This window comes from Vibrio bivalvicida (assembly GCF_001399455.2).
Classification (GTDB): domain Bacteria; phylum Pseudomonadota; class Gammaproteobacteria; order Enterobacterales; family Vibrionaceae; genus Vibrio; species Vibrio bivalvicida.
The window spans coordinates 1-2,951 of record NZ_LLEI02000058.1 but is presented as its reverse complement, the minus strand read 5'-3'; the positions used below and the strand labels follow the sequence as shown (position 1 = coordinate 2,951).

Here is a 2,951-nt window from a genome sequence, read left to right as displayed (position 1 = left end):
GAGCAGATTGTTAGCTGCTACGAAGAAGGTTGAGTTTTTCCCCCAAGTGCCTAATCTAAAATACATTATTGTTTTCAAATGACAATGTAAACTGGACAGATCAATAACCAAAACACAATTGATGAAGCATGCTTGCCAGAGAATGCTATCGAAGAAACTAACTGCCCAGTGCGCGAAACGGATTTAGCTGCGGAAACGTTTCAACACCCTAGAAACCACAACAAAGAACTAGACAAACACACCACTCCAGTAAGCTAACTTTGATTGATTCAGCCACTTAACGAACAGTGCCACTGGCGAGATAGTTTACTCACTGGGGCTATCAAGTGTGAAGCTAGAGCTCAGTATTCATGAGCACTTAGGCCCTTAGTTTCTTAAAACACTAGCTAACGCTGTGTTAAGTGGTGAACAACGCACCACAACACTTAATAAAGCCACTTTAATCACTGCACCGGAATTTGCAACCAAAACCGCCGAGCGTTGAGAATCCAGCTTGAACACTTTGTTAATAAAGTACTTTCCGCGCGCTCTACACCCAAACAACCCACCGAACTCAACAGTACAAACCAACCAGATTTTTATTGGCTACTGACCCACTGTCCTTTTCAGAAACCAACTTTGAGCAAGTAGCCAAACCAAAGTGACAGAGAACAGGCCACCCACTGAAGTCACGGACAGTTAATTGCCACAACGATGAACCTTTGAGAGCGGAGATGGTTGTTGGCATATTAGCGCTTTCGATGATTTCAAATGGCATTTTCACCAAAGAAACTGCAGCACTGGAAGCGTGCTAGAGAAAGAGAGTTTATGCGGAGAAAGTTACAGCCAATGTAGGACTACATACCTCAAAAAACTATTCGTTAACAGTAGCTTATTAACGCCCTGCTAAGTGGCTAACAACACATACCACGACACTTAAACTAGCCGCCGTAAACACTTTACCAAACTAGAACCAAAATTGCCGAGCGTTGTTAGTCCGTCTTAAGCAGTTTGTTAGGCGAATTATTTCAACCGACTCGAAATCTATAAGTGCAACATGACGCGAGCCTTTACTGTCAAACAAATCAGATTCTTAGTTTGCAAAATTCAATATAAAATGTATAAACTATTTTCAGCGAACCTTGCGTCCGTAGAAAAAGCCAGGCTAAAACAAAGAGTTAGAGTTTTAAGGGGATTCTATGTCTACTGCAGATCACAAATATGCCTTCGATGATATGAAAGAAAGTAACCCCGGTTACATAACTGCTTTTGTACAAAAAGCTAACGCATACCTAGAAAATGATATTGACGATAGCTGGGTTGAGGAAATGCTTGATGAATTACTTCCCAAACACCCTGACAATATCGATTTGCTCGGAGTATATGTCTCGCTACAGGGCGTAGCCGGGATGCTATGTAATACCGTCGATGCATACCAAAAGATTTGTAATGCTGAACCCACCTTTGAAAATAGGTTTAGTTTAGCTGAAGCTCTTGTTGAGTCGGTTGAATTTGACCTATTTAGTTTAGGCTCAGGCACTCCAAAAGATATTGTCATCCAGACGTCAAAAAAGTCGATTCAACAAAGCTTAATGATAACTGAAGAACTCACCAAAGAGACCACTGATAACAATTGGCGTAGTCTTATCGACGAGTGTATTGAACGAGCTCACCAAATTAAGTCACAATTAACCGTTTTGTAAGGAAGGCTCACGCATATGTACTTGTAGGCTAAATCTTAACAAGCAGGCAAGCTCGTGAATAAACGGGCTTACACTATCAAGTACCTATCGAAACGATTAGCTTAATTCGTATCCTTCTTCCTAAATACAGCGTAAATGTTAACATTTAAGTATTAGCCTAACGCCCTGCTAAGTGGCTAGCAACGCATAACACGATACTTAAACTAGCCACCGTAAACACTGTACCAGACTAGAACCAAAATCGCCGAGCGTTGATAGTCCGTCTTGAGCAGTTTGTTAGATGCTACGAAGAAGTTTGAGATTTTCACCCAAGCGCTTAATTTGAAATACATTATTGTTTTCAAATAACAATGTAAATTGGACAGTTCAATAACCACGACACAATTGATGAAACTTGCTTGGCAAAGAATGCTTTAGACAAACCTAACAGCCAAGTTCACGAAACTGATCTAGATATAGCGACGTTTCAACACCAGAGAAACCACACCAAAGAACTAAACAAACGCACCACTCCAGTAAACTGACTTTGGTTGATTCAACCACTTTTCGAACAGTGCCACTGGCGAGATAGCTTGCACCTCGGGACTACCAAGTGTGAAGCTAGAGCTCAGTATTCATGAGCACTTAAGCCCTTAGTTTCTTTAAACACTAGCTAACGCCCTGCTAAGTGGCTAGCAACGCAAACCACGATACTTAAGCTAGCCACCGTAAACAATGTACCAGACTAAAACCAAAATTGCCGAGCGTTGATAGTCCGTCTTAAGCAGTTTGTTAGCTGCTACGAAAAAGGCTGCGTTGCTCGCCAAAGTGCCAACTTGAATTGCATTATTGGTTTCGAATAAAAATGTACACTGGACAGCTCACCAACCAAAACACAATTGATGAAACTTGCTTGGCAAAGAATGCTTTAGACAAACCTGACAGCCCAATTCACGAAACTGATATAGGTATGGTGACTTTTCAACACCAGAGAAACAACACCAAAGAACTAAACAAACGCACCACTCCAGTAAACTGGCTTTGGTTGATTCAATTACTTGTGGAAAAGTGCCACTGGCGAGATAGTTTGTACCTAAGGTCTATCAGGCGTGAAGCTAGAGCCCCGTATCCATGAACACTTGAGCCCTTGGTTTCTTTTAATACCAGCTAACGCCGCATTAAGGTGTGAGCAGCGCTTGGCTATACTTGAGCGAAGCGAAACTGCCAAGCGTTGCGAATCACTCTTAAATGCTTTGATACTCATTGAGCCTTCTCCTCCAACTTAGCCTC

General features: G+C 41.8%; 2 protein-coding genes. One reads left to right on the top strand and one right to left on the bottom strand.

Going from position 1 to position 2,951, the window contains the following annotated elements:
• Positions 1 to 1,178: 1,178 nt before the first annotated feature.
• Positions 1,179 to 1,682, top strand: coding sequence for a hypothetical protein (locus APB76_RS18110; protein WP_054963622.1), 504 nt, complete (start codon positions 1,179 to 1,181; stop codon positions 1,680 to 1,682).
• A 203-nt stretch (positions 1,683 to 1,885) separates the two neighbouring features.
• On the opposite strand, the gene APB76_RS23440 is transcribed toward APB76_RS18110, so the two are convergent.
• Entirely contained in the window at positions 1,886 to 2,014 is a 129-nt protein-coding gene (locus APB76_RS23440) for a hypothetical protein (RefSeq protein ID WP_269085113.1), read from the bottom strand.
• Positions 2,015 to 2,951: the final 937 nt, after the last annotated feature.

Excerpts from the sequence above, each read along its gene's own strand:
- APB76_RS18110 (WP_054963622.1), top strand. The coding sequence starts at position 1,179 with ATGTCTACTGCAGATCACAAATATGCCTTCGATGATATGAAAGAAAGT.
- APB76_RS23440 (WP_269085113.1), bottom strand. The coding sequence starts at position 2,014 with ATGTATTTCAAATTAAGCGCTTGGGTGAAAATCTCAAACTTCTTCGTA.